Annotated in this window: 26 protein-coding genes; 13 read left to right on the top strand and 13 right to left on the bottom strand. The window is 64.5% G+C overall.

The features are described 5' to 3' along the window. Positions 1-79: 79 nt before the first annotated feature. The 3 genes from ACWTU9_RS11270 to ACWTU9_RS11280 all read right to left on the bottom strand — a co-directional run bounded on the left by ACWTU9_RS11270 (position 80) and on the right by ACWTU9_RS11280 (position 2,356). A complete protein-coding gene (locus ACWTU9_RS11270; RefSeq protein WP_455858352.1) occupies positions 80-463 on the bottom strand; it encodes a c-type cytochrome in 384 nt (127 codons plus the stop codon). A gap of 82 nt (positions 464-545) precedes the next feature. Beyond that, positions 546-1,730 (bottom strand): glycosyltransferase, encoded by a 1,185-nt coding sequence (locus ACWTU9_RS11275; protein WP_455858353.1) that lies wholly within the window; start codon positions 1,728-1,730, stop codon positions 546-548. Between the two features lie 14 nt (positions 1,731-1,744). Further along, entirely contained in the window at positions 1,745-2,356 is a 612-nt protein-coding gene (locus ACWTU9_RS11280) for a thymidine kinase (protein ID WP_455858354.1), read from the bottom strand. A 238-nt stretch (positions 2,357-2,594) separates the two neighbouring features. Between ACWTU9_RS11280 and ACWTU9_RS11285 the strand changes: the two genes are divergently transcribed. The 4 genes from ACWTU9_RS11285 (at position 2,595) to ACWTU9_RS11300 (ending at position 6,007) form a co-directional block, all read left to right on the top strand. Next, positions 2,595-3,530: a choline ABC transporter substrate-binding protein gene (locus ACWTU9_RS11285; RefSeq protein ID WP_454577246.1), complete on the top strand. Its 936-nt coding sequence runs from the start codon at positions 2,595-2,597 to the stop codon at positions 3,528-3,530. A 137-nt stretch (positions 3,531-3,667) separates the two neighbouring features. Beyond that, entirely contained in the window at positions 3,668-4,522 is an 855-nt protein-coding gene (gene choW, locus ACWTU9_RS11290) for a choline ABC transporter permease subunit (RefSeq protein ID WP_454577247.1), read from the top strand. Further along, positions 4,519-5,700 (top strand): choline ABC transporter ATP-binding protein, encoded by a 1,182-nt coding sequence (gene choV, locus ACWTU9_RS11295; RefSeq protein ID WP_454585654.1) that lies wholly within the window; start codon positions 4,519-4,521, stop codon positions 5,698-5,700. Before choW ends, choV begins: the two co-directional genes overlap by 4 nt. A 16-nt stretch (positions 5,701-5,716) precedes the next feature. Beyond that, positions 5,717-6,007 (top strand): hypothetical protein, encoded by a 291-nt coding sequence (locus ACWTU9_RS11300; RefSeq protein ID WP_455858355.1) that lies wholly within the window; start codon positions 5,717-5,719, stop codon positions 6,005-6,007. Positions 6,008-6,046: 39 nt separating this feature from the next. Here ACWTU9_RS11300 and ACWTU9_RS11305 read toward each other — a convergent pair whose 3' ends face one another. Then, on the bottom strand, positions 6,047-8,077 hold the full coding sequence (locus ACWTU9_RS11305; protein ID WP_455858356.1) for a transcriptional regulator: 2,031 nt from the start codon (positions 8,075-8,077) through the stop codon (positions 6,047-6,049). 200 nt (positions 8,078-8,277) lie between these two features. Between ACWTU9_RS11305 and ACWTU9_RS11310 the strand changes: the two genes are divergently transcribed. Together ACWTU9_RS11310 and ACWTU9_RS11315 are read left to right on the top strand one after the other, a co-directional pair. After that, positions 8,278-9,363, top strand: a complete 1,086-nt coding sequence (locus tag ACWTU9_RS11310) for a PLP-dependent cysteine synthase family protein (RefSeq protein WP_455858357.1) — start codon at positions 8,278-8,280, stop codon at positions 9,361-9,363. 19 nt (positions 9,364-9,382) lie between these two features. Beyond that, complete coding sequence (locus tag ACWTU9_RS11315) at positions 9,383-10,858, top strand: pyridoxal phosphate-dependent decarboxylase family protein (protein WP_455858358.1); 1,476 nt, start codon at positions 9,383-9,385, stop codon at positions 10,856-10,858. 27 nt (positions 10,859-10,885) lie between these two features. Here ACWTU9_RS11315 and ACWTU9_RS11320 read toward each other — a convergent pair whose 3' ends face one another. From ACWTU9_RS11320 to ACWTU9_RS11330, 3 genes are all read right to left on the bottom strand, one after another. Beyond that, a complete protein-coding gene (locus tag ACWTU9_RS11320; RefSeq protein ID WP_454585650.1) occupies positions 10,886-11,302 on the bottom strand; it encodes a YciI family protein in 417 nt (138 codons plus the stop codon). Positions 11,303-11,396: 94 nt separating this feature from the next. Beyond that, a complete protein-coding gene (locus ACWTU9_RS11325; protein ID WP_454585649.1) occupies positions 11,397-12,806 on the bottom strand; it encodes an ATP-binding protein in 1,410 nt (469 codons plus the stop codon). Then, entirely contained in the window at positions 12,803-13,519 is a 717-nt protein-coding gene (locus ACWTU9_RS11330) for a response regulator (RefSeq protein WP_455858359.1), read from the bottom strand. Before ACWTU9_RS11330 ends, ACWTU9_RS11325 begins: the two co-directional genes overlap by 4 nt. Positions 13,520-13,777: 258 nt before the next feature. Here ACWTU9_RS11330 and ACWTU9_RS11335 point away from each other — a divergent pair, with 258 nt between their 5' ends. The 4 genes from ACWTU9_RS11335 (at position 13,778) to clpS (ending at position 15,293) form a co-directional block, all read left to right on the top strand. Continuing rightward, the gene (locus ACWTU9_RS11335) at positions 13,778-14,080 is read left to right on the top strand and encodes a hypothetical protein (RefSeq protein ID WP_455858360.1); all 303 of its coding nucleotides are present in this window, start codon (positions 13,778-13,780) and stop codon (positions 14,078-14,080) included. A 37-nt stretch (positions 14,081-14,117) separates the two neighbouring features. Then, positions 14,118-14,345, top strand: a complete 228-nt coding sequence (locus ACWTU9_RS11340) for a hypothetical protein (protein WP_455858361.1) — start codon at positions 14,118-14,120, stop codon at positions 14,343-14,345. A 162-nt stretch (positions 14,346-14,507) separates the two neighbouring features. Continuing rightward, a complete protein-coding gene (locus ACWTU9_RS11345) occupies positions 14,508-14,855 on the top strand; it encodes a hypothetical protein (protein ID WP_455858362.1) in 348 nt (115 codons plus the stop codon). A gap of 132 nt (positions 14,856-14,987) precedes the next feature. Further along, positions 14,988-15,293: an ATP-dependent Clp protease adapter ClpS gene (gene clpS / locus ACWTU9_RS11350; RefSeq protein ID WP_181061326.1), complete on the top strand. Its 306-nt coding sequence runs from the start codon at positions 14,988-14,990 to the stop codon at positions 15,291-15,293. Between the two features lie 180 nt (positions 15,294-15,473). Here clpS and ACWTU9_RS11355 read toward each other — a convergent pair whose 3' ends face one another. From ACWTU9_RS11355 to ACWTU9_RS11370, 4 genes are read right to left on the bottom strand one after another with little or no spacing between them, the layout of a single operon-like run. Further along, entirely contained in the window at positions 15,474-17,561 is a 2,088-nt protein-coding gene (locus ACWTU9_RS11355) for a hypothetical protein (protein WP_455858363.1), read from the bottom strand. A 4-nt stretch (positions 17,562-17,565) separates the two neighbouring features. Further along, entirely contained in the window at positions 17,566-20,391 is a 2,826-nt protein-coding gene (locus tag ACWTU9_RS11360; protein ID WP_455858364.1) for a DUF4159 domain-containing protein, read from the bottom strand. After that, positions 20,388-21,350, bottom strand: coding sequence for a DUF58 domain-containing protein (locus ACWTU9_RS11365; RefSeq protein ID WP_455858365.1), 963 nt, complete (start codon positions 21,348-21,350; stop codon positions 20,388-20,390). Before ACWTU9_RS11365 ends, ACWTU9_RS11360 begins: the two co-directional genes overlap by 4 nt. Further along, positions 21,350-22,354 carry an AAA family ATPase gene (locus tag ACWTU9_RS11370; protein ID WP_454577262.1) on the bottom strand — a complete coding sequence of 335 codons (1,005 nt, stop codon included), beginning with the start codon at positions 22,352-22,354 and terminating at the stop codon, positions 21,350-21,352. Before ACWTU9_RS11370 ends, ACWTU9_RS11365 begins: the two co-directional genes overlap by 1 nt. A 146-nt stretch (positions 22,355-22,500) precedes the next feature. Between ACWTU9_RS11370 and ACWTU9_RS11375 the strand changes: the two genes are divergently transcribed. Genes ACWTU9_RS11375 through ACWTU9_RS11385 form a run of 3 tightly spaced genes read left to right on the top strand, consistent with a single transcriptional unit; the run spans position 22,501 to position 25,030 of the window. Then, entirely contained in the window at positions 22,501-23,130 is a 630-nt protein-coding gene (locus ACWTU9_RS11375) for a DUF1285 domain-containing protein (protein ID WP_455858506.1), read from the top strand. Continuing rightward, positions 23,130-23,762, top strand: coding sequence for a CoA pyrophosphatase (locus ACWTU9_RS11380; RefSeq protein ID WP_455858507.1), 633 nt, complete (start codon positions 23,130-23,132; stop codon positions 23,760-23,762). Before ACWTU9_RS11375 ends, ACWTU9_RS11380 begins: the two co-directional genes overlap by 1 nt. Beyond that, positions 23,759-25,030 carry a CCA tRNA nucleotidyltransferase gene (locus ACWTU9_RS11385; RefSeq protein ID WP_455858366.1) on the top strand — a complete coding sequence of 424 codons (1,272 nt, stop codon included), beginning with the start codon at positions 23,759-23,761 and terminating at the stop codon, positions 25,028-25,030. The genes ACWTU9_RS11380 and ACWTU9_RS11385 overlap by 4 nt, the downstream gene beginning before the upstream one ends. A gap of 9 nt (positions 25,031-25,039) precedes the next feature. On the opposite strand, the gene ACWTU9_RS11390 is transcribed toward ACWTU9_RS11385, so the two are convergent. Both ACWTU9_RS11390 and ACWTU9_RS11395 read right to left on the bottom strand, forming a co-directional pair. After that, entirely contained in the window at positions 25,040-25,225 is a 186-nt protein-coding gene (locus ACWTU9_RS11390) for a DUF1059 domain-containing protein (protein ID WP_454577264.1), read from the bottom strand. Between the two features lie 337 nt (positions 25,226-25,562). Beyond that, entirely contained in the window at positions 25,563-25,823 is a 261-nt protein-coding gene (locus ACWTU9_RS11395) for a DUF1344 domain-containing protein (protein ID WP_455858367.1), read from the bottom strand. Positions 25,824-25,909: the final 86 nt, after the last annotated feature.

The raw sequence follows: 25,909 nt of genomic DNA on the forward strand, positions 1-25,909 counted from the left end.
AATTCGGCAGAGAACTCAACCGGTTACAGGCGCGAGACAGTTGGCGAAACCATCGCCGTCACGCTAAGCAGCCAGCCGTTCAGGGCTTCGGATCGGCCTTCAGGTAGGCGATGACGTTTGCGATGTCGTCGTCGCTGGTCAGGCCGGAGAACGCCATCTTATTGCCGGGTACTTTCAGCTTGGGCGCGCTGAGATAGGCCGTGAGGTTGGCTTCGTCCCAGACGAGGCCGGCGGCGCCGGCATCCTTCATGGCCTGCGAATAGTTGAAATTCTCGGCTGTGCCGGCGGTGCGGCCGACGACGCCGAGGAGATGCGGGCCGACCTTGTCGCGGTCGGTTGCCGCCTCGTGGCAGGCCATGCAGCGGTTGAACACTTTCTTGCCCAGCGCGGCGTCGCCGCCGGCCTGTGCGGCGATGATGCCGGCTAAGTAAAAAACGAACGCTGACGAAATGGCTCGAAGCATGGCGATCCCCAACTGCCCTAGCTGACCGGCAAAATAGGCGGCAGGCCTTAACAAACGCCATAGGGCGTAGGGGATCGCCCTCTTATTCATTGGGGCGGAGCGGGATTGCCGCGATTGCCTGCCCGATCGCTTTTTCAATTGCCGCCGATGAGTGGTTGTCGCGCACGAAGGTGCGGCCGCTCTCCGCCATCTCAGCCGCCGCTTGCGGGTGTTTCGCGAGATCGATGATTTTCGACGCCAGTTCGCCGGCATCGCTGCCGGACAGGAAATGCCCGCCCGCCTGCAGGCCGAGCCCTTCGACGGCTTTTTCGGTGGCGGCGACGACCAGGCCCGCTGCCATCGCCTCCAGCACCTTGATGCGGGTTCCACCGCCGAAGCGCAGCGGGATCGGCGCATAGACGCCGGCGCCGAGCAGGTCCGGTAGACAGGGCGGGTTTTCGATGAGCCTCAGCCCGTTTTTTGCGCAAGTCTGGCGCACGACATTGCCCGGGTTCCTGCCGGCGACGGTGATCGACCATGGCTGGCCGGAAGCGGCGAGGCGCGGCACCATTCTGCGGCCGATCTGCTTGACGGCGTCGATGTTGGGGAAATAGCCGAGATGGCCGATGAAGCACAGGCTGAGCTCACGGTACCGCTCGGGGCCAATCGGCAGAGAGAGAACGCTCTCGTCCGGAATGGGGTTGGCGATGAGCCTGATGTCGTTGACCGGACCGAGAGCGGACAGCAGCATCCCGTCGGTCCGCGAACAGACCCAGACCTGATCGGCGGCGGCCGCCGCACGCCTGTCGGCGTCGCGCGCCTGCGCTTTCTTGCGCCTGTTTTGGCGCCAGCCTCGAATTTGCTGCCACAGCGTCAGCCCGGCGATCCGGTCGGCCACCGTCCGGGAATCGATGTTGTGCAGGTCAAGTACGGCGCGCGCGCGATGCTTCCGCGCCAGCGTCAGCAACTGCGCAAGCATGATCTCCTCGATAACCACCAGGTCGGGGTCGAATTGCCGCCACAGCGCATCTGCCTCGGCCAGTTCGTCGTCCGGTATGATGTGCATGGTCGGGTGGGGGCTACGCCTGTGCCAGGGATCCCGGCCACGCGCCGCCTCGATGATTCGGTGACGGATGTTCGGCGGCAGGGAAGGCGTTGGGGCGCCAGTCAGGGTTACCGTCAAAACCTCGCCCATCGATGCCAACGCGCGCGCGTTGGCGGCATTCCTGATCTCGGCGCCTGACACCGGCGGAAACGGGCAATCGACTGCGAACTGGAGAATTTTCATGTTGCCCCGGCCGTTCAGCCCCTTGTGAAGCCGATGAAGTCGTCGGGCGCGGCGCGGCCCATTTCCTGTTCCCAATGGCGGCGGCAGAGCGAGACATAGACGTCCTTGCCGATCGCCACCTGTTCGCCCTGTCTGGCCACCTTGCCGTCAGGGCCGAGACGCACGACCATAGTCGCCTTGCGGCCGCAGCGGCAGATGGTGCGCACTTCGCGCAGGTCGTCGGCGATCGCCAGAAGGGCACGCGAGCCGGAAAACAGATTGCCCTGGAAATCGGTGCGCAGACCGTAGCACATGACCGGGATATTCAGCCGGTCGGCGATACGGGCAAGCTGCCAGACCTGCTCTTCCTCGAGGAACTGCGCCTCGTCGACGAAGATGCAATGCACCGTCGTGTGCTCATGGTGCTCGGCGACGCGGGCGTAGAGATCGTCGCCGTCGCGGAACATCTCGGCCTCGGTCTCCAGCCCTATGCGCGAGGAGATCAGCCCGGTGTCGCCCTTTCTGTAGTGGCCGGCGACGAACAGCATCGTCGTCATGCCGCGTTCGCGATAGTTGTACGATGCTTGCAAGAGCATCGTCGTCTTGCCGGCATTCATCGTCGCATAGTGGAAGTAAAGCTTGGCCATGCCGCTCTTTTAAGCCGAGTTGGCGCAGCGCGGGGAGGGGGGCACCTCAGCATTTCACGGGAAAAGCCATCTGCCATCGAAAAAGCGGCAGGCGTGTCGCTGTTTGGCCAGTCCGCGCCGTTGATCGTGATTGCCTTAATGCTTGAAACCACACCAGAATGGTGTTTGGCTGACGAAACAAGGCGGGCAGAGAAACCGTAACGACGCTTCGCCAAAGAATCACAATGGGAGACTACCAATGTCGCGTATGAACACCTTCGTTGCCGGCCTCGGTCTGGCGACTTTCCTGTCTACGAGTGCTGCTCTTGCCGGCGATCCGGAGAGCTGCAAGACAGTGCGCCTTTCCGATGTCGGCTGGACCGACATCCAGGCGACGACCGGCGTCGCTTCGGTGCTGCTCACCGCGCTCGGCTACGAGCCGCAGACGATCCAGCTGTCGGTGCCGGTGACCATGGCGTCGCTGAAGAACAAGGATCTCGACGTCTTCCTCGGCAACTGGATGCCGTCGATGACCAACGACATCAAGGACTACACCGCCGACGGTTCGGTCGAGACGATCAGCACTAACCTGACGGGCGCCGGCTACGGCATCGTCGTGCCGACCTACGTCGCGGACGCCGGCGTCAAGTCGCTGACCGATATCGGCAAGTTCAAGGACAAGTTCAACGGCAAGATCTATGGCATCGAGGCCGGCAATGACGGCAACCGCATTATCCTCGACATGATCAAGAACCCGAAGGACAATCTCGAAGGTTTCGAACTGGTCGAGTCCTCGGAAGCCGGCATGCTGACGCAGGCCGAGCAGTCGATGAAGAACAATGAGTGGATCGCCTTCCTCGGCTGGACGCCGCATCCGGTGATGGGCGCCATGAAGATCACCTATCTCGACGGCATGGGCGACAGCGGCTTCGGCGCCGCCACCGTCTACACCAATGTGCGCAAGGGCTACACCACCGAGTGCCCGAATGCCGGCAAGTTCATCGCCAACCTCAAGTTCAACCTGGACATGGAAGGCGAGATGATGGACGCGATCCTGAAGGGCGGCGACGCCAACACGGTCGCAGCCGACTGGCTGAAGAAGCACCCTGACGCGGTCGCGCCGTGGATTGCCGGCGTCACCACCTTCGATGGCGGCGATGCGGCGGCAGCGGTGAAGACCGCGCTCGGAAGCTGAGCCGACTGAATTCGGCAAAGCCGAACCAGGAAGGGCAGCCAATTTAGAAAGGGCTGCCCTTTTTCATATCCTGTGAGAAGATGACGTAACGACAGCAGAGGCCGGGGGCAGGCGGTCTCGCGCATGAGAGGGGCGATATGGATCCGATTTCGAAATTCATGGTCGATCACAAGATACCGATCGGCGCCTGGGGAAAGGCGTTCTTCGGTTTCCTCACCGACAATTTCGACACTGTGTTCAGGGCCTTTTCGAACGGCCTCAATTTCCTGCTAGACGGGCTGGTCGACATCCTGCTGGTGGTGCCGCCGGTGCTGCTGGCGCTGGTCGTCGCCATCATCGCCTGGCTGCTGCAGCGCTCGCGGCCGCTCGCCATCGGCGTCTTTCTTGGCCTGATCTTCATCATCAACCAGAACCTCTGGAAGCAGACGGTGCAGACGCTGGTGCTGGTCGTGGCCGCCGCCGCCATGGCGATGGCCATCGGCGTGCCGCTCGGCATCTGGGCCGCGCACAAGCCGAAGGTCTACCGCATCATGCTGCCGGTGCTCGACCTGATGCAGACGCTGCCAACCTTCGTCTACCTGATCCCGGTGCTGACGCTGTTCGGCCTCGGCAACGCGCCCGGCCTCATCGTCACCATCATCTTCGTCATCCCGACCGCGGTGCGGCTCACCCATCTCGGCGTCGTCTCGGTGCCGAAGTCGATCATCGAGGCCGGCGAGGCCTTCGGCGCCACCAAGCAGCAGCTGCTGTGGAAGGTCGAGCTGCCCTCGGCGCTGCCGACCATCATGGCCGGCCTGACGCAGTCGATCATGCTGTCGTTGTCGATGGTGGTGTTTGCAGCACTCATCGGCGCCGGCGGCCTCGGCACTGAAATCAACCGCGCGCTCGGCTCGCGCCGCATCGACCTCGGGCTCGAGGCGGGCCTCGCGATCGTCGTGCTCGCCATCGTGCTCGACCGGATGACGCGTATCGGCGTTGGAGGCAAGAAATGACCGTCGCTGTTGACTTCAAGAATGTCGATATCGTCTTCGGATCCGATCAGGCCGGTTCGCTTGCACTGATCGACGGCGGTGCCACGCGCGCCGAAATCCTCGAAAAGACCGGCAACGTGCTGGGCTGCGCGGGCGCCAGCCTGACCGTGCATGAGGGCGAGATCTCGGTGCTGATGGGCCTGTCCGGCTCCGGCAAGTCGACCCTGCTGCGGGCCGTCAACCGGCTCAATGTGGTGTCGCGCGGCCAGGTGTTGGTCAAGGACGGCGACAACATCGTCGATGTCGTGACCTGCGATCAGGCGACGCTGCGGCGGCTGCGCCAGAAGCAGGTGGCGATGGTATTCCAGCAGTTCGGCCTGCTGCCATGGCGCACGGTGGAGGAGAATGTCGGCCTCGGCCTCGAACTCGCCGGCGTGCCGGAACAGGAGCGCAAGGAGCGTGTGCATCGCCAGCTCAAGCTGGTCAATCTCGACCAGTGGGCGAAGAAATATGCGCATGAGCTGTCCGGCGGCATGCAGCAACGCGTCGGCCTGGCGCGCGCCTTCGCTACCGAGGCGCCGATCCTGCTGATGGACGAGCCGTTCTCGGCGCTCGATCCGCTGATCCGCACCAAGCTGCAGGACGAGTTGCTGCAGCTGCAGGCAGAGCTGAAGAAGACCATCATCTTCGTCAGCCACGATCTGGAAGAGGCGCTGAAGATCGGCAGCCACATCACCATCATGGAGGGTGGCCGCATCGTGCAGACCGGGGCGCCGGAAGACATCGTGCTGCGGCCCGCCAACGACTACGTCCGCGACTTCATCGCCAATGTGAACCCGTTGTCGGTGCTGACCGCCTGGAATGTCATGCGCGACCGTCGCGATCTCGAGCACGGCGATAACGGCTGGGTGTGGCTCGACCGGCGCAAGACGACGCGCTTCAAGATCGATGAGCACGGGCTGGTGGCGGCGGCCGAGCGCGACGGCAAACCGGCAGTGTGGGTGTCCTGCGCCGAGGTCGAGGCGCAGAAGGAAGAGACGGCGCAGGTGTTCTGGGCCAATCCCGGTACGTCGCTGAAGACAGTGATGCTGGCCATGCACCGCTCGCAGACGGCCCCCGTGGCGCTGTTCGATGACCAGTCGCGCTTTGTCGGCGCCATTGGCATACGCGACGTGCTGAGCGCGGTGTTGCGGCGTTAGGCCGGCAACGTCACCGATGAAACGGATTTTGACCTGGCTGTCGATGCGGCGGGCGGCGCAAGCGGCGCTCGGTTTGCTGATCGTGATTGCGATCCGCTCGAACCTGGAGTTCTTCCGCCTCGGAGGCGCGACCGCGTCGCCGCCGGGCAATGAGGAAGTCTTTTACATCGAAGGCTCGCTTGCTGCGTCCATCGCCGCACTTGTTGCTCTTGCCTTGCATGCGTTCGGACAACATCGCTGGGCAACGCTGTTCGCGGCAATTGTCATCATCGCCTTGCTGGCCTGGAAGATTGTTGCCGTTCCTTGACAGGCTGATAAGGCGGCCAAGGCTGGCTGCTTTGCGGGTTCAGCTAAGCCCGATGCGTTTGGCGCCGAGCTTGTAGAGGGCTGTCGCGTCTGGGTCGAAGCGGAAGGTCCCGATGAAGTCGTCGGTGCTATAGTCCGGAAGCGTCTTGCGGATGGCGGCGGCGAAGGTTTTGGCCTCGTCGAGCCGTCCGGCCAGCGCCAGGCAATGGGCGGCGATCGACAGGATGATGACATGGGCATTGGGGCGGGCGGCAGCCTTCAGTGCCCAACCGGCCGCCTCGTCGAACTGGCCCAGCCGGACATGGGCCATGGCGCGTGCACCCAGCATGCCGAATAGCAACGGATCGAACGGCGACAGATGGCGTGAGTGATCCGACGATCCGATCGCCGCTTGCGGGTCGCCCGACTGCGACTGCACGAAGGACAGCGCATAGTGGCCAAGCGCGAAATTGGGGCTGAGGTCGACAGCTCTTTCCAGCTCGACAAGCGATGCGTTGCCTTCGCCGCGCAGCCATAGCGCCCGGCCCATGGCCCAGTGCGCGGCCGGGTTGTGATCGTCGACCAACAAGCTCTGGCCCGCCGCTTCATAGGCAAACGCGCTGTCCTGGTCGCGGTCGCCCCAGCGCTGAAAAGCGCTCTGCCAATGGGTGAAGGACAGGCCGGCATAGGCGCGGGCGAAGGTCGGATCCTGACGTATGGCTATATCGAAGAAATGCCGGGCGACGTCGTTTTCGCTGCGGGTGAAGCGATACATGTGCCAGAGGCCGCGGTGGTAGGCGTCCCAGGCGTTGAGTGAATTGGGCGCCTTCAGCATGGCGCGGTTGCGCTCGACCGTCTCGATCTCGGATGAGATCGAGGCCACGATGCTGTTGCCGATATCGTCGAGGATCGCGAAGATGTCGTCGGGCCTACGCTCGAAGGTCTCGGCCCAGACGATCCTGGCCGTGCGCACCTCGACAAGCTCGACGGTGACGATCAGGCGCCCTGTCACGCTGCGCACCGTACCGGTGGCGACATAGTCGACATTCAGCCGGCGACCGGCATCTTCCGGCGCGATGTTTGTCTCGGCCAGCGCGAAGACCGAGCCACGGGCGATGACGAAGAAATCCCGGAGCTTGGCCAGGCGGGTGATGATGTCGTGGGTAAAGCCGTCGGCCATCCCCCCGCGAATGCCGCTGCCGGCGTCTTCGGCGAACGGCATCACGGCAAGCGAAGCTTTGTGCGGTGTCGAAGGCTCGGCACCGGCAAGCATGATCGGCGCCGGTTTCGCAGCCGGCGCCGTTACCGGCTGTGCCGGCAGAGTCGCGCAGTGACGTTCCGTGCGAATGGCCAGCCACGCCTGGCGCACCGGGCCGAAATCCAGCTCTTCCGACTGAAACAGCTGCGCTGCTGCTACCAGATGGTCCTCGCAGGCGCCGAACTGGCCGCGCCGTGCCAACCTTGCCAGAAGCGCGATGTGGGCGCAGCTGTCGAACGGGGTCAATTCCAGCCATTTTTCGAGATGAGAGGTGACGTCTTCGGAATCGGCCGGGAGCGTCTTGACCAGATGTTCCAGTATGGCTGCGTGGCAGGATCCGAAACGACGGCGTTGCGCGGTCAGCCAGCTGTTGAAGAGCGGGCTGCGGTCGATCTCCAGCCCCTCCAGAAAATCACCGACGAAGAGCTTTGACAGCGCCTGCAGTCGCTCGGGGTCGAGAGTTTCTATGCCCCCGGCAGTCCCCGCCGCGACATCCAGCACGTCGACCGAAATGCCGTCGAGATCAAGCGCGATTGTATCATCAGCGGTTTCGATCGTGCGTCGCCCCGGCTCGTCGAAAGCAGCCCGCAATTTGCTGAGGCACCAGCGCAGCTCACCTCTGGGGTCATTTGGGACATCCCACAGCAATTCGCACAGCTTGCCACGTCCGACCGGGTGGGGCGCCAGCACCAGATAGGCCAGCAGCGCGCGCAGCTTGCGCGATGCCGGCAGGACGACCGGGACGCCTTCGCGCGCAACCGCCGGCGGTCCAAACAGGCGCACGCTAAGACGTTGACGGCTGCTCTCCACGCTCGATTCCACGACGGATACCACGCCTTCTCCCACGCTGGCCCGCTGGCCCTGCTTTATCACCGAACACGACAAAGTGCACCCGGCTCGCAAAATTTGCGCGCCGGATGTGGGATTTACCACATTGCGGCACGTCAAGGACCTGTAGTGCGGCAAGGTGTCGAAACCTCGTCGCCCAAACCGCCGGTTTGTAACCGGCCCGTGAGCAAAACCAGGAGTTATCCATGTTGCATAAGCAGAAAATCAGGACCACGGCCGGCCGCGGCCGCCTGTTCGACAGCATTCTCGACACGGTCGGCGACACACCGGTCATCCGCGTCAACAATCTCGGCCCGGCGCATGCCACCATCTACGTCAAGGCCGAGTTCTTCAATCCGGCGGCGTCGGTGAAGGACCGGCTGGCGCTCAACGTCATCGAGGAAGGCGAGCGCACCGGCGCGCTCAAGCCGGGACAGACCATCGTCGAGGCGACCAGCGGCAACACCGGCATCGGCCTTGCCATGGTCTGCGCGCAGAAGGGTTATCCGCTGGTGGTGACGATGGCCGACAGCTTTTCGGTCGAGCGCCGCAAGCTGATGCGCATGCTGGGCGCCAGGGTGGTGCTGACGCCGCGCGCCGAAAAAGGCTTCGGCATGTACAAGAAGGCGGTGGAATTGGCCGAAGCCAATGGCTGGTTCCTGGCCCGCCAGTTCGAGACCAAGGCCAACGCCGACATTCATGAAGCAACCACGGGACGCGAGATCGTCAACGACTTTGCCGGCTCGCGGCTGGACTATTTCGTCACCGGCTACGGCACCGGCGGAACCGTCGCCGGCGTCTCGCGTGTGCTGCGCCGCGAGCGGCCCGAGACCAAGATCGTGCTGACCGAGCCCGCCAACGCGCAGCTTGTCGGCAGCGGCAAGCCGCAGGTGCGCGGCGCTGGTGGCGCGCCGGCCGCCAGCCATCCGGCCTTCGAACCACACCCGATTCAGGGCTGGACGCCGGATTTCATCCCTGATGTCCTGCAGGAAGCGATCGATGGCAACTTCTATGACGAGGTGATGTCGATCGCCGGGCCGGAGGGCATGAAATGGGCCAAGGCGCTGGCGCAGCAGGAGGGCATCTTCACCGGCATTTCCGGCGGTTCGGCTTTCGCCGTCGCGCGCCAGATCGCCGGCACGGCGCCGGCCGGTTCGGTGATCCTGTGCATGCTTCCCGATACCGGGGAACGCTACATGACGACGCCGCTGTTCGAGGGCATCGAGGCCGAGATGAATGCGGAAGAGCTCGCTCTCTCGCGTTCGACGCCCGGCTGCCAGTTCCCAGCATGATGGCGCGGGAGCAATCTGCATGGACGCGATGCCTGGACACTCGGCCGCAAGCACCGAGGAAACGCTTGACCCCTCGGACTGGGCCGATGTGCAGATCCTGTCGCATCGGATCGTTGACGATGCCGTCTCCTACCTGCGGGACGTCAGGGAACGGCCGGTGTGGCAGGAGATGCCTGGAGATGTGAGGGACTTCTTCACCGGCTCCCTGCCGCAGTTGCCGACGCCGCTTGCCGACATCTATGGCGATGTCGTGGACAAGGTGATGCCCTATCCGATGGGCAACATCCATCCGCGCTTCTGGGCCTGGTATATGGGGTCGAGCAATTTTACGGGCGCGCTCGGCGATTTCCTGGCGGCAATCCAGGGCTCCAACCTCGGCGGCGGCAACCATGCCGCCGCCCTGATGGACAGCCAGGTGGTCGACTGGTGCAAGCAGATGACGGGCATGCCGGCCTCGGCCAGCGGCACATTGGTCAGCGGCGGCTCGATGGCCAACATCATCGGGCTGACCGTGGCGCGCAACACCAAGGCCGGCATCGACGTGCGCGAGCACGGCGTTGCGGCCATCGAAAAGCCGTTGCGCTTCTATGGCTCGGACCAGATCCATTCCTGTCATCGCAAGGGGATGGAAGCGCTCGGCCTCGGCAACAGGGCGCTGCGCCGCATTGCCAGCGATGCCAGCCTGCGCATCGACATTAGGGCATTGCGGGCGGCGATTGCCGAAGACCGCGCGGCCGGGTTCAAGCCGGCATGCATCATCGGCAATGCCGGCACGGTGAACACCGGCGCGATCGACGATCTGCGGGCGCTGGCCAAGCTGGCGCATGAGGAAGACATGTGGTTCCACGTCGACGGCTGCATCGGTGCGTTGATCGCGATTGCGCCTGAGAATGCCCACCGCGTCGGCGGCCTCGAATGGGCCGATTCCATCGCGCTCGATCCGCACAAATGGCTGCATGCGCCGTTCGAGGCGGGCTGCGCGCTGGTCAGGGATGCTTCGGCGCATCGCACAACCTTTGCGGTGACGCCGGAATATCTGGAATCGACGCCGCGCGGCCTTGCCTCGGGGCAATGGCTGCACGACTACGGCCTGCAGACGTCACGCGGCTTCAAGGCACTTAAAGTGTGGATGGCGCTGCGGGAACACGGCGTCGAGAAATTCGGCCGCCTGATCGACCAGAACATTGCGCAAGGGCACTACCTCTCGAGCCTGATCGAGGCCGAACCGGCGCTCGAGCTGGCGGCGCCGACCAGCATCAACATCGTCTGCTTCCGCTATCGCGCGGAAAGGCTCGATGGCGAGCGCGCGAAGGCGCTCAACACCGAGATCATGCTGCGGCTGCAGGAAGACGGCATCGCCGCCATTTCCGATACGACGGTGCAGGGCCGGCATTGCCTCAGGGTGGCGATCAACAACCACCGCACCCGGCGCGAGGACCTCGACCTGCTGGTCGCCGAAATGGTTCGCCTGGGCAATGAGATCGCGTCTGCGTGACCGGCCACGGGGTCAGCCAGTCGGCTCTCAGCCGCTGGCGGCCTCCTTGAAATCGCCCCTGCCTGATCCTTCCGTGACGGGAAACGTCACGCCGGGAAGGTAGAATGTGATCGGGCGGATTTCGTAGACTGCCGAAGGGTTCACGCGACGCAAGTCGCGCGCAGCTGCAATCGCTGCCTCCTGCGTGGCGCAGTCGAGGACATAAAGACCCAGCAATTGTTCCTTGGTCTCAGCAAACGGCCCGTCGATGACGATGCCGTCTCCCGGACCGCGCAGCGTGACGGCGTTGGCCGTCGCGCCCAGTCTTGCCGCCGGCCCGAGCTTGCCGTCCCGGGTCAGCCTTGCATTGACCTCGAGCAGGTCGTGCATCAGCGCCGCATCCTGCTGCGGCGTCAGGGACTGGATGGTCTGTTCGACGTGATAGGCCAAGATGGCATAAAACATGCGGCGATCTCCTCCTGTTCGAGCGGCCGCACTATTGCAAGGTTGGGTTGGCTGATCCAGCCCCTGGTGCATACCGAGACGATAGTCTGCTGCCTTATGCTGTCAGCGGCAGGCTGAGTTCCGTCAGCAGGCCGCCGCCGGGATGATTGGACAGGTTGACTTCGCCGCCGGCGGCACGCGCAATGTTGCGGGCAATGGTCAGGCCGAGGCCAAGGCCACCGGTCTGCCGGTTGCGCGACTGCTCCAGCCGCACGAAAGAGCCGAACACCTGGTCGAGCTGCGCCTGCGGTATGCCCGGCCCCTCGTCGCGGATGACCAGCGTGATCGTGCCGTCGGACTGGCGCAGGCTCAGATGCGCCTTCTTGCCGTAGGTCACGGCATTCTGGACCAGATTGTTGACGCAGCGCTTGAGCGCCACCGGCCGCGCCATGCAGATCATGCCACGCGGCCTTGCGCCGTCATGGTCGAACGAGACGTCCTCGAAACCGTCGGCGATCGATTCCACCAGCGACCAGAAATCGATCCGCTCGCTCTTTTCCTCGGTGACCTCGAAGGTGGCGAAGTCGATGACGGAGCTGGCAATGCTCTCGATGTCGGCGAGGTCGTGGGCCAGCGCCTCGCGCGCCGTCGATTTGCGCAACAGTTCCAGGCGCAGCCGCATGCGGGTCAGCGGCGTGCGCAGATCGTGGGCGAGTGCCGCCGCAAGATGCTCGCGGTCCTCGACATAGTCGCGCAGCCGGACCTGCATGGCGTTGACGGCTTTGGCCGCGGCACGGATTTCGCGGCTGCCGGTCTCGGCGATCGGCGGGCTCTTCAGATCGGTGCCGATCCGATTGACTGCCGTTTCCATCATCCGGTAGGGCGCCGTCAGCCGGCGTAGCGACCAGATCGACATGATCACCACCAGCCCGGCGATCAGTGAATAGAGCGGCAGGCTGTCGAAGCTCAATATCGGTCCGACCGGCGTGTTGGGCTCGGTAAAGTTCAGCCATTGGCCGTCGGCAAAGCGGACCGATGCCGTCAGCTTGTCGCTCTGGGCAAAGCTTGCCGCCAGTCCCAGGAGATCACGCTCCACCGCGCCGACATCCTTGGTGAGCACCACGCCGCCAGGCGCGTTGGCTGCCTGCGATGCCGGATCGCGCCGGACGCGCGCGTCGGTGATGCCGAATTTCGACAGCCGCCCTACCAGGATGTCCTCGAGCTCGGCCAGTTCGTCGTCGCCGGCGATCGACGAGGTGACGGCGGGCGTGTCCGACACGGTGAGCGCATAGGTGGCGTTGAACAAGCCGGATGCCGTCAGCTTGCGCTGCTCTGGCGTGTCGTCGTGCATAAGCTGCACCAGCGAATAGGCGCGGTCGTTCAGCCGGTAGAGATCGACCTCGTCATTGGCGACGGCACGGTCGCGCGAGACGATATAGAGGGTGGCGACCTGGCTGATCAGCAGGCCGGCAATGACAATGAGCAAAACCCAGACCGGCAGGGTTTGCGGCAGCAGGCGTCTCATTCGGAGGTGGTCTCGGGCAGGAACTGGTAGCCGCCGCTGCGCACGGTCAGGATCAGCTTGGGCGTCTTGGGGTCGTCTTCCATCTTGCGCCTGAGACGGCTAACCAGAATGTCGATGCTGCGGTCGAAGGAATAGTCGCTGTCGCCGCCGGAAAGCTCGATGAGTTGGTCTCGCGTAAGCACGCGCTGCGCGCTTTTGACGAAGGTCTGCAAGAGGTTGAACTCAGCCATGGTCAGCTCGACCCTGACGTCGCCCGGCGCCATCAGCCGGCGGCGCGAACAGTCCATCGTCCAGCCGGCGAAATGGTAGATCTGCTTGGTGGTGGGGCGCTTAGGCTCGGCAGCACCATTACGTCTCAGCACGGCACGGATGCGGGCCAGAAGTTCGCGCGGATCGAAGGGCTTCGGAACATAATCGTCGGCGCCCATCTCCAGCCCCACCACACGGTCGGTGGTCTCGGTGACTGCCGTCAGCATGATGATCGGCGTGGAGTAGCTGGCGCGCAGGTCGCGGCAGAGCTCCAGCCCGCTTTTCCCGGGTAGCATCACATCGAGAACGATCAGGTCGACCTGCGTGCGGCGCAGTATGTCCTCCATCTCGATGCCGTCGGCGGCAACCGTGGTGCGCAGCCCGCGCTTCTGGAAAAATTCCTGAAGCAGGTCGCGAATGCCCTTGTCGTCATCGACGATCAGTATGTGTGCATCGGATTTCACGGCGATCCTGTCATTGCTGGCGGCCAGTCGGGGGGCCGCCCTTCGAGTCTGCTTTAGCGACGTCACCCACACGATAGAATTCTGGCCACATGTTGGCCAGCGGCGACGATCGCCTGCAGAGCCGATTTGCCAGAAACAATCCAGAAACAAAATTCTATATTCCGGAAAAACTTCCGAAAAAAATCAAAGGCATAAAGGTTGCCGTGGCGGTCAGGTCATCGGCTGCGACGCTAGTCTCTGGAGTAACGGACATTACCAATGCACAGGTTCGCGATCAGCTTGATGGGTGCGCTGTTCAGCATTTCGCTCGTCACGGCCGCGGTCGCAGCCTCCAGCGCAAAGGTGACGCCGGTCACAAGGAGCGAGCGCTGCATCGATCTCAATCGCCAGGTAGACGAAGCCCTCGAAACCCATGCCGCGGCAACGCAGGTCACCGCGGCGAAAGCACTGCAAAGAAAGGGAAACCGGTTCTGCGCCAACAAGAAACAGGCACAGGGTATCCGGATGCTCGCGAACGCTTTGAAGCTGCTTGGAGTGACACCGATCGACCCGGTTCAGTGACACTCAAAACCGACCCGCACAAACAAGGAATGAAGCCATGAAGAAGTCCATCCTCTCCGCCACCGGTCTCGCCGTCGCTCTCGCTTTCGCGATGCCGGCCCTGGGCAATGCCGCTGCCACCACGACCGCTGCTCCGGCTGCCACGACGGCCGCTCCGGCGACCACGACCGCGAAGCCCCCGGTGAAGAAGGTCGTCGCCAAGAAGCCCGTCAAGAAGCACAAGAAGGCCAAGAAGATCGTCAAGAAGGACGCTCCGAAGGCCTGATCCAGACCAGCCCGACAGGGTTGTCTGTAACAAGGCCGCTCCAGCCACACCCCCGGCTGGAGCGGCCTTGTCGTATCTGACGAGCGTGATTATCCCGTTGATGGGCGCCGGCCGCCCAGGACTTTAACCCGTTTGCAATGCCGGTCCGATAGGACAGCCAGTATGAAGAAGCGGCTTTCATCCATTCTACGTTCGATGGCCATTGGCGGCCTTGTGGCCTCGGCTGTGGTCAGGGTGCTGATTCAGTTTTCCGCCAGCCCGGTGCCCGATCCGGTGAGCGGGCGCACCGAGCCGTCGCTGTTTGCGCCGGCCATCTCCAGCAACTGGCAATACATCACACCATGGCAGAGCCTGCTGCTTGCCGTACTCACCGGTGGCGCGCTGGCCTGCTTTGTCGGCTGGCTCGCTGTCGCCGGGATGGAGCGCAAGGCGGCCGGATCCAGGCCGGATGCGGCATCCACCGCCCGGCAATTCCATACCCGTCGCATCATCGACCGCCAGGGCCGTTGAACCGCAGCAGACAGTTCCTAAATTTGTGAACGGCAGCACTCCCGGCAAGCCGGTTTCGCGCGCCGATCAAAATGGACGACCGCTTTCCCCCATGACAAAGTGAGAGCGACCCTCGCGCGATGACGGTTCCCGATGCCTGAAATCACCTCGAAGCCCCGCACCAAGACCAAGCCGCAGACCGAGCGGCCGAAGCTCTACAAGGTCATCCTCATCAATGACGATTTCACGCCGCGTGAATTCGTGGTGACGGTGCTGAAGGGCGAGTTCAAGCTCAGCGAAGACCAGGCGCACCGGGTGATGATCACCGCGCACCAGCGCGGCGTCTGCGTCGTCGCGGTCTTCACCCGGGACGTCGCCGAGACCAAGGCGACGCGCGCCACCGATGCCGGCAAGGCCAAGGGCTATCCGCTGCTGTTTACGACGGAGCCGGAGGAGTAGCTTCTTTCTCCCCGTTTACGGGGAGAAATGTCCGGCAGGACAATGAGGGGCGGCGCGGACGTCGACAATAGTTCAGATAGGTCTGCCGTAGAGATCGCTAATCACGTCAATTTCGCGCTGCCCCTCATCCGCCCTTCGGGCACCTTCTCCCCGTGAACGGGGAGAAGGAGGACACGCAACTTACCTTCCCTCGCGATACCACATCGCGCCCATTGCGAGCAGCAGCAGGCCGAGGCCGAGGAAGCCGCCGAACAGCGGCACGCGGGAGACTGCTTTCAGCACGCTGTCGTCGGTGGTGCGCAAGCCGATCCAGTCGGCGCCCGAGGCGGCGCCGGAGGCGCGGACCGGGACGATGGAGGGCAGGGCGACACTGCCGGTAAGCTCGCCAAGGGTCGAGGACGCCGCCAGCCGGCGCACGCTGCCGCCAGTGGCTTCCGCCGGCGCCTTCAGCCGGTTCTCGGTGGAGATGACGTCGGAGAATTCCGGCGCGTTGACCGGACCGACATGGGCAAGTGCGGTCAGGTCGCCATTGCCGATCTGGTAGAGGCCGATCTCCTTGGTCTCGACGCTGCCCAGGAAGACACCGGGTTCGGATTTCTCCAGCTTGACGATCAGTGCCTTGCCAGATGGGGTGATGACCTGGGCCGGGCCGGGATCGTCGCTCATTGTCTGGCGGCGGATTTCAAGCACCATGCCGCGGCCGTCGGCGGTCAGCCGCTCTTCCTCGAGCTCGGGCTCCTTCATCAGCCAGTGGGCGATGCGGCGATAGAGCTGGACATGCGGGCCGCCGCCCTCGAAGCCGCGCGCCCACAACCAGCCCTGATCGGACAGCAGCATGCCGACGCGGCCTTCGCCCTTGTGGTCGAGCAAAAGCAGGGGACGGTTGTCGGCGCCCTTCATCACCACTTCGCCTTCAGGGTTCTGCACGCCGATGGTACGGAACCAGCGGCTCCAGTGCGGCGGCTCTGTGGCCGAACCGTCGAGGCCGCGCGTCACCGGATGGCGCTGGCCAACATCGGTGAGGCGCGGATAGAAGGCCTTGTCGATGACTTCGCCGGTCGGCATCGCCGGCAGCGACGACATCAGCGGTGTGCGGGCAATCGAGGCGTCGCCGGCATATTCCGGCCCGGCTGCGATCAAAAGCGCGCCGCCCTTTTCGACATATTCGGAGATGTAGTCGTAATAGAGGATCGGCAGCACATCGCGGTGCTGGTAGCGATCGAAGATGATGAGATCGAAATCCTTGATCTTCTCGACGAACAATTCGCGCGTCGGGAAGGCGATCAGCGACAATTCGTTGATCGGTGTGCCGTCCTGCTTTTCCGGCGGCCGCAGAATGGTGAAGTGGACGAGATCGACCGAAGCGTCGGATTTCAGCAGATTGCGCCAGGTGCGCTCGCCGGCATGCGGCTCGCCGGAGACCAGCAGCACGCGCAAATTCTCGCGGATGCCGTCGATCAGCGCGATGGCGCGGTTGTTGGCGTCGGTCAGTTCGCCCGGCTCGCGGTCGATGGAGAGTTCGACGATGTTGCGGCCGGCGCCGGGAATGGTCACCTGCAGCGGCATGGCCTGGCCGATGGTGGCCTCTTCGACCGCCACCTGCTCACCATTGACCGAGACGCGCACATCGACCGGGCCGGTTTCGCCGTCGGTGGCGATGACACGGTAGGTCATGTCGAGAGGCTTGCCGACCAGGCCGAAGCGCGGCGCGTTCTCGAAGCGGATGCGGCGGTCCTTCTCGTGCTCATTGCCGGTGATCAGCGCGTGCAGCGGCGCGTTGAAGTCGGAGGCGGCGGGCGGTGCGTCATGCACCTCGCCATCGGTGATCATGATGGCGCCACCGATGCGCGATGGCGGCACGTCGCGGAAAGCGCCTTCGAGGGCTGCAAAAAGCCTGGTTTCGGTGCGCTCCTCCGCGGCTTCCGATTTGCCGGCCTCGACGACGCGGACGTCGAACTGCTTGAAGCGGGCAAGGCGCTGCTGCAACCCGGCCAGCGCTTCGTCTGTCTGTTTGGTTCGGTCGCCTATGTCCTGGCTCTGGCTGCGGTCGACGATGACGGCAACCACACTCTTCAACGCCTCGCGCTCCTCGTCGAGGAAGACTGGATTGAGCAAGGCGGCGCCCAGCGCAATCAGCGCGGCGAAGCGGAAGATCGCGCCGCGCTGGCGAAACCACAGGCCAACAGCCGCGAGCAGCAGCAGCGGCACGAGCACCAAAGCCAGCAAGGGCCAGGACAGCAGAGGTTCGAAGGAGATCGACCAGTTCATGATCTTACTGCCCCAACCGTTCGAGCAGGATCGGCACGTGCACCTGGTCGGATTTGTAGTTGCCGGTCAGCATGTACATCATGATGTTGACGCCGGCGCGCAGCGCGTAGATGCGCTGCATCGGGTCCGACGGCACGGTCGGCAGCAACGGGTCGCCATTCTCGTCGACAGCCCAGGCGCCGGCAAAATCATTGGCGGTGATGAGGATCGGCGAGACGCCGTCGCCGACGCGCACCGGCCGGTTCTCGGCATTGCTGGCGTCGAGCGAGGCTTCGACCCAGAGCGGGCTGCCGGCGAAGCGACCGGGAAATTCGGGCAGGATGAAGAAGGATTTGGTCAGCACATGGTCGGCAGGCACCGGCTCCAGCGGCGGCACGTTGAGATTGCCGAGGATGTCGCGCAACCGCTCCGTTGCCGGGCTCGCCGAATCCGCACCTATGCCGTTGGCAAACTGGTCGCGCGTGTCGAACAGCACCGTGCCGCCCTGTTGCATATAGGCGTCGATACGGGCGATCGCGGCCTCGCTCGGCATCGGCGCGGAAGGGTCGATGGGCCAGTAGATCAGCGGATAGAAGGAAAGCTCGTCCTTCGAGATGTCGACGCCCGCCGGCGCGCCCGGCTCAAGCGCGGTCTTCTCGATCAGGAAGCGGGTCAGGCCTTCAAGGCCGGCGCGGCTGATCGAATCGTCACCCGGCACGCCGGTCAGCACATAGGCGATTCGGGTCTTGGCAATGTCCTCGATGGCCGCGGCGTCGCCCGGTTTGGCATCGTCGGCGCGGGCGAGGTCGGCATGGCCAAACAGCATGCCGAGGCCGAGCAGCAGCGCAGCAGTCGTTGCGGCGGCCGAGCGAGCGCGGCGCGGCCTGCGCGACAACAGACCGCCCATCCAGAACACAGCCAGCGTGTCGAGCAGCATCAGCACCAGTGCCGCGGTGACCAACGGAGCCTTGAGGTCGCGTGATTCATCGAAAGCATATTGGATATTGGTCACCGGCACGGTGAATTGCGGCCGCGCCAGCGGCGCGAAGGCGGTGGCCGGATCGAGCAGATTGTGGGCGAAGACGCCGGTCTCGGAGCCATAGAGGCCGGGCGGGTTCTCGAACGTCACGGGCAGCGGGCCGGCGACGGGCACCAGCGGCCGTGCATCAGGCGTCGGCGGCACCAGCGCGCCGTCGGCCGCGATCATGCGGTAGGGTGCCAGCGACGTGGCGGCGGCTTCGGCGTTGGCGACCGCCGCACCCTGGTTGCGGGACAGCTGCACGATGCGCCGCAGCATCTCGACGAAGCTGCCAGAGATCGGCAGGGTCGACCATGTCGCTTCCGGCGTGACATGGAACAGGACGAGCGTGCCCTTGCCCTTTTTCAGCCCGGTCACCAACGGCGTGCCGTCGGCAAGCGTCGCCCAGGTACGCTCGACGATATCGGGCGTCGGCTCGGCCAGGACCTGCCGGCTCACCGTGACTTCGGCCGGCGGTGCAAGGTCGGCAAACGGGCCGTTCTTCGGAAACTCTGTCACCGCCTGCGGCGTCGTCCATGACAGGGAGCCACCCAGCGAACGCTCGCCGGTGCGCAGCCTGACCGGCAGAAGATCGTCGTCATTGCCGGCGGCGGCCAGTCGAGACCCGGCGAAGCGCACCAGCGTGCCGCCATTGTCGACCCAGTCGACCAGCCGCTGACGGACCTGCGGCGGAATGGTGCCGATATCGGCCATGACGATCATCGCCGGTTTCTGGTCGAGGAGCTGCGGGATGGCGTCGGCGAGATCAGCGCTCGACGGCTCGACCAGATCGGCAAACGGCTGCAGCGCGCGCCTGATGTAGTAGAGAGGCGACAGAAGCGGCTGCGCCTGGTCGGCCTCCGCCTGCGACAACAACCCGACGCGGCGGCGTTTGGAGCTTTCGTCGAGCACGCGCACCGCACCCGCCTGGCGCTCGCCATCGAGCGCGATCGAGGCGAAGTCGTTGCGCAGTTCGAACGGCACCGCCATCGTGCCGGTGGCGCTGGTTTCGCCGGGAGCGAATGTCAGCGTCGCATCGGCGATGCGCCGGCCCTTATCGTCGAAGGCGCCGGCGGTGACCTGAGCCGGGGCCGGATCGCCGGGAGCGCGAATGGCGGTCAGCGCAAAGCCGTCGACCTGGTTCTCGGCGCCGGTCAGCCCGGTCAGCGCCAGCCGGTCGGAGCTCGCCCAGACGACACGGGCGGCATTTCTCGACAGCAGCGTGTTGAAGGCGGCCTCGTCGCCTTTTGCCGCCAAGCCATCGGCCAGAACGGCAACGCTGGCGCCGGGCAAGGTCTCCAGCACCCCGGCAACGCGGGCATAGACGGCGGGGCGGTCGGTCGGGATCGGCCGCGGTTTTGCCGCGCGCAGCCGATCGAGTGCTGCGGCGGCGTCGAAGGGGCCGATCTCGGCATTGGGTTTTTCGGTGGTGAAGGCGATGACGACCGGCACACCATTCAAGCCGGCGTCGGCGATCAGCCGCTGGGCGGTGGCGACGCGCTTGCCCCAGTCGGCGGCACTTGCCCAGTCATTGTCGATGACCAGTGCCAAGGCTGCGCCCTCGGCCGGCAGTTTTTCGCGCGGGTTGAAGACGGGTTCGGCCAGGGCGGCAACGACAAGGGCGGCCATCAGCAGCCGCAGCAGCGTCAGCCACCACGGGCTCTGCTGCGGCGTTTCCTCGCGCTTCAGCACGCGGGCGAGGATCTTCAGCGGCGGGAACACCTCCGTTTGCGGCTTGGGGGGAGTGAGCCTGAGCAGCCACCAGATCACCGGCAGTGCCAGCAGGCCCCACAATACCATGGGGGCACCGAAGGAGAGCGGCAGCCAGCTCATGCGCTGACCTTTCCTGGCTGACCGCCACTGGCGGTCATGCCGGCACGACCGCTAGCGGCCGGCCCGGCAAAGCCATCGGCGGTCATCGCCATGTGGATACGCACCAGCGCCTCGGAAGCGAGGCGGTCCGTGTGGTTGACGGTGTAGCTCCAGCCCAGCCGCTTGCACCAGCCGGCCAATTCCTGGCGGCGCGCGGTGTAGAGCAGGCGGTATTCGTCGCCGAGCATTTCGGCGCGGCCGGCGGTCAGCTTGTCGCCGGTCTCGGGGTCGGTGAATTCGGTGCGTCCGGCATAAGGGAAGGTCTCTTCGGCCGGATCGGCGACCTCGATCAGATGCGCGCGCACGCCGTGGCGCGCAAGCACGTCGAGCCAGGCCATTGTCTCTTCGACCGGATCGAGGAAATCGCTGACGATGACGATGTCGCAAAAGCGGCGGATGCCGGACAGGTCGGGCTTTGCCGGCGGGTCGGCGGCGTGCATCAATTGCGCTGCGATGCGCTCGGCGCCGTTGCGGGCGGTGAACGGATCAGTCAGGCCCGGCCAAGCGATGCGCTCGCCGCTGCGCGACAGCAATTCGGCCATGGCCAGCGCCAGCACCAGCGCGCGGGATTCCTTGGATACGCTGGCGCCGGTCGATTTGTAGAGCATCGAGGGCGAGGGGTCGGCCCACAGCCACACCGTGTGGGCAGCCTCCCATTCGCGGTCGCGCACATAGGTATGGTCGTCGCGGGCCGACCGGCGCCAGTCGATGCGCGAGGAATCGCCTTCGACATAGGGGCGGAACTGCCAGAAATTTTCGCCGATGCCGCGCTTGCGGCGGCCGTGCCAGCCGGCGATCACCGTGTTGACGATGCGGCGCGCTTCGACCAGCAGATCCGGCACCAGCGAAGCCCGCAACCGGCCCCTGGCGAGCGCGTCGCGCGTCGCTGCCGGTGCCTGGACTTCGCCGATACGCGCCATCAGATGCCTTTGGCCAGTTTCGCCACCACGTCACGCACGGTCGTGCCCTCGGCGCGGGCGGCAAATGTCAGCGCCATGCGATGCTGCAGCACCGGCTCGGCCAGTGCGCGGATGTCGTCGACCGACGGCGCCAGCCTTCCGTCATAAAGGGCACGCGCGCGAGCGCAGAGCGTCAGCGCCTGGCTGGCACGCGGACCCGGACCCCAGGCGACGTGCTTGTCGGTCTCGGCATTGCCCTGGCCGGGGCGCGCCGAACGCACCAGCTTGAGAATGGCGTCGACGACGCTTTCCGGCACCGGCATGCGGCGGATCAGCGTCTGGATTTCCTTCAGCCGCACAGGCTGCAGGACGTTTTGCGCCTTCGCGTCCTCGATGCCGGTGGTTTCCAAGAGGATGCGGCGCTCCGCCTCGATTTCGGGATAGAGGATGTCGACCTGCATCAGGAAGCGGTCGAGCTGCGCCTCGGGCAGGGGATAGGTGCCTTCCTGCTCCAGCGGGTTCTGCGTCGCCAGCACGTGGAAGGGCGCGGGCAGGTCGTGGCGAACGCCCGCGATGGTGACGTGGTATTCCTGCATCGCCTGCAGCAGCGCCGACTGGGTGCGCGGCGAGGCGCGGTTGATTTCGTCGGCCATCAGCAATTGCGCGAAGATCGGACCGGAGATGAAGCGGAAGGAGCGCTTGCCGGCCTCGTCCTGCTCCATCACTTCGGAGCCGAGAATGTCCGATGGCATCAGGTCGGGGGTGAACTGGATGCGGCGCGAATCGAGGCCGAGCACGACGCCGAGCGTTTCGACCAACTTGGTCTTGGCAAGGCCGGGCACGCCGACCAGCAGCGCATGGCCGCCGGCCAGCAGCGCCACCAGCGTGCGCTCGACAACCGCTTCCTGGCCGAAGATGACGCGGCCGACGCCGTCGCGGACCCTGGAAATATCGGCCAGCGCCGTCTCGGCCTGGGCGATCATGTCCTTTTCGCTGATCGGGCTTTCCTTGACCATCACGCTCATGCCGCATCGATCCTTGTGCTGGAGGTACCGGCTTGCACTATCGCAGTGCGCAGAATGCCGCGATTCGGCCTCGCCTGGCGCCTACGAATGAACTTAAATCACAGACTTAGGCTGACAAGCGGAACAACAGTGACTATTTCGTGACCATGATGGACCGCTCCGAACATCGCGAACAAGGCCTTACCGGTGCCACAGAGGCCCGCGGCCTGGAGGCGCTGATCTCGCGCGCCACCCGCGCCGGCAAGGGCGCGGCGCCGGTGGAGCGCTGGAATCCCGACTTTTGCGGCGATCTCGACATGGAGATCAAACAGGACGGAACCTGGTTTTATCTCGGCACGCCGATTGGCCGCATGCCGCTGGTGCAATTGTTTTCCACCGTGCTGCGCAAGGACGAGGATGGCAGGACCTATCTGGTGACGCCGGTCGAACGGGTCGGCATCCGCGTCGTCGACGCGCCGTTCATTGCCGTCGAGATGGATGTTTCCGGCGCCGGCGTTGGGCAAATCATCACCTTCCGCACCAATGTCGGCGATGTCGTCGAGGCCGGACCCGGCCATCCGCTGCGCTTCGTCGACGAGAACGAGACCGGCGGGCTGAAACCCTATGTGCTGGTGCGCGGACGGCTGGAAGCGCTGGTGACGCGGCCGGTGATGTACGAACTGGTCGAGCATGGCGAGGAGATCGACATCGGCGGCAAGACAATGTTTGCCGTGCGCTCGAAAGGCGAGGTCTATCCGATCATGCCGGCGGAAAAGCTGAAGCGGCTGAGCGCATGATGGACCATGTGACGCCGCCGCCGTTTTCCACAGCGGATTTTCGCGCGCGTGTCGCGGTGCAGGCTGACGCCCATGCGGGCGACGATTATGGCGACCATCGCTTTAACCCGGGTCATCCCCGGCTGAAGCAGCTGAAGGCGCTTCGCGATGCTGCCGTGCTGATCCCGGTCGTCGACCACGGACGCGAAGCGACTGTGCTTTTGACCAAGCGGGCGGAAAGGCTGCGCAACCATTCCGGGCAGGTGGCTTTCCCCGGCGGTACGATCGATCCGACCGATCCGACACCGGAAGCAGCCGCGTTGCGCGAAACCTTCGAGGAGATCGGACTCGGCCAGGATCGCATCGAGATCATCGGCCGCATGCCCGACTATGTCGCCGGCAGCGGCTATCGCATTGCCCCGGTGCTGGCGATCGTGGAGCCCGGTTTTACTCTGTCGCTCAATGCCGACGAGGTCGACGCCGCCTTCGAAGTGCCGCTCTCGTTCCTGATGGATCCGGCCAATCACGCCAGGGACAGCCGCATGTGGAACGAGCTCGAATGGTTCTTCTACGAGATGCCCTATGGCGGCCAGCGCATCTGGGGCGTCACCGCCGGCATCATCCGCACGCTCTATGAAAGGCTTTATGCGTGAGTGATCCGATATCGCTGACGGGCAGAGCCGACTGGCTCGGTGAAAAACATCTTCAGCGGCTGCTTGGCGTTCTGGCGCAAGACGGCGAAGAGGCCCGGATCGCCGGCGGCGCGGTGCGCAATGCGCTGATCGGCCAGCCGGTCGCCGACATCGATATCGCCACCACTTGCCTGCCTCAGGAAACCATCCGCCGCGCTGTAGCCGCAGGCTTCAAACCTGTGCCGACCGGCATCGAGCATGGCACCGTCACGGTGGTTGCCGGTGGCACGGCCTATGAGGTCACCACGCTGCGGGCCGATATCGAGACCGACGGCCGCCGGGCCAAAGTGTCGTTCGGCCGCGACTGGAAGGCCGACGCCGAACGGCGCGATTTCACCATCAACGCGCTCTATGCCGAGGCCGATGGCACGGTCGTCGACCTAGTCGGCGGCGTCGGCGATATCAAGGCGCGCCGGCTGCGCTTTATCGGCGATGCCGAGCAGCGCATCCGCGAAGACTATTTGCGCATCCTGCGCTTCTTCCGTTTCTTCGCCTGGTATGGCGACGGCCGGCCCGATGTCGAGGGATTGAAGGCCTGCGCCCGGCTCAAGGAAGGGCTCGCGCAGCTCTCGGCCGAGCGCATCTGGTCCGAACTGAAGAAGCTGCTGGCGGCCCCCGACCCGTCGCGCGCCCTGCTGTGGATGCGCCAGGCCGGCGTGCTCACCAGTGCCCTGCCGGAGAGCGAGAAATGGGGCATCGATGCCATACACGGGCTGGTCAAGACCGAGAAAGATCTGGGCTGGGCACCAGACCCGCTGCTCAGGCTGGAGGCGATCGTGCCGCCGGATGCCGCGCGGATGAAGACGCTGGGGGAGCGGCTGAAGCTCTCCACCAATGAGGCGGACCGTCTGCGGCACTGGGCGCTGACGGATGCGGTCGAGCCCAAGACGAGCGAGGCGGAAGTGGCCAAAAAACTCTATGCCGGCGACCGCCAGGGTTTTGTCGACCGCCTGCGGCTGTCGCTCGCCTCGGCGCGGGCGCGCGCCGTCGAGGACAATGACGCGCTTGTCCGGGCCGGCGGTTTTTCGCGCCTGCTTGCATTTGCTCTGAAATGGGAAAAACCGGTGTTCCCGGTCAAGGGCGCCGATCTGACCGCGCTTGGCGCCTCGCCCGGGCCGAAACTCGGCGCGATCCTGAAAAACCTTGAAAAGGAATGGATCGGCTCAGGCTTTGCGCTCGATCGCGACGCGCTGCTTGAGCGCGCCGCGGAGGCCCTGAAAGCCGGATAGGGTATTTCCCTAGGCCGCGTCGCGCACCTTCTCGATGCGCGAGCGGATCGCTTCGATCATCGTCTCGCGGATGATCGTTTCGCCATGCGTCTCGCGCATATGGTCGACGGCGCGGCGCATGACCTCGGCTTCCTCGTCGGCACGGGTGTGCCACTCACAGCCGGGAACCAGCGAGCCGCAATGGAATTCCTTCATGGGATTTTCTCCTTTCCTCCTGGGAGCCTGCGCCTCTCATGGGCGCACGAAGCTCCCGTCACCTTTGTTTCGCGCCCTGTCGCCGCAGTCGGTTTTGGGGGCACGTACGGGGGAACAAGCATAACACGGTTCAGCGGTTTTGGTTGCCGCTAAAGCGTGTCGCGTCTAGACGGTTACACGCAACGCGCTTTAGTTCTTCGATTTTATGCATGTCATTTTCCCAAAACCGAGGTCACTTTTGGGTGACATGCATAGGCAAAAAAGGCGGAGCAGCGCTGCTCCGCCTCTCTACGCTACCCCAGAACAAGACCAGTTTGGTCTTGTTCCGACAGGGCCGTCACCTCATGATCTTGACTGCCTCGGCAACTTTGTTCTTGCCGCTCATGTCCCAGGAAACGCGGACCTTTTCGCCGGCCTTCAGGCCAGGATCCTTGAAGGTCTTGGGCAGCGTAAAGGTGGATCCGTCGTCCAGAACGAGGCTCATGGCCGTTCCATCGTAGGTCTTGACCGTGCCCGTGGTGTGCTTGACCGCGGCAAAGGCAACCGAGCCTGAGGCAAGAAGGGCGGCCGCGGCAGCCGAAACAATGAGTTTGCGCATGGTAAGTACTCCTGGAAAAATGCGGGGCATTCGATTGGGAAAATGCTCCGCTTCGTTAAGGGCCGTCTGGTTGCGTCGAGTCGCAG

Source organism: Mesorhizobium sp. 128a (assembly GCF_053848025.1).